This is a genomic window from Chloroherpetonaceae bacterium, assembly GCA_025056565.1.
Taxonomy (GTDB): domain Bacteria; phylum Bacteroidota; class Chlorobiia; order Chlorobiales; family Thermochlorobacteraceae; genus Thermochlorobacter.
In genome coordinates, this window is record JANWWA010000060.1 from 1 (window position 1) to 610 (window position 610).

Here is a 610-nt window from a genome sequence, read left to right on the forward strand (position 1 = left end):
GCGCCACAGCCAAGAACGATACGAGTATGTCAATGGCGAACTGGTAGAAGTAGAAGTGGCAACCGCAATACACGAAACTTTGGTAAATGCAATTGGCGCGCTTTTGTTTTTTGCGTTGCGCGGCACGAGGTATCAGCCGCTGAGCAGCAATGTGAAGATAGCGGTTGATGCGGTGGGCAACTATCGCTACGCGGATGTGTCGGTGGTGGAGAGGGAGACGCTGGCGCTTGGAAGCGATATGCTTCACGATGCGGTTGTGATTTTTGAGGTCTTGTCGCCTTCAACGGCGGCTCTGGATAGGGAGACGAAGTTCAAGGAGTATCAAACTTTGCCGTCTTTGAAAGAGTATGTCTTGGTTTCAGCGGAGAAAGTGCAGGTGGAGCTTTTTCGGCGCAGGAGTCGCAACGAGTGGGATTGTGTCGTCTTGGATGACAAGGCGATGAAGTTGGAACTGCAATCCGTTGGCGCAACGCTCTCGCTGGCAGACATCTACGAGGGAACAAAACTTTAAGGAGGGGGCGATGACGCAAGTTTTGACGAGGAAGATGACGCGCGAAGAATACTTGGAATTTGAGCGCCACAGCCAAGAACGATACGAGTATGTCAATGG

General features: G+C 51.8%; 1 protein-coding gene. It reads left to right on the forward strand.

All coding sequences use genetic code 11. The features are described 5' to 3' along the window. The coding region (locus tag NZM05_12670; GenBank protein MCS7014468.1) for a Uma2 family endonuclease at window positions 1–511 on the forward strand (511 nt) is incomplete at its 5' end. Window positions 512–610 lie beyond the last annotated feature (99 nt).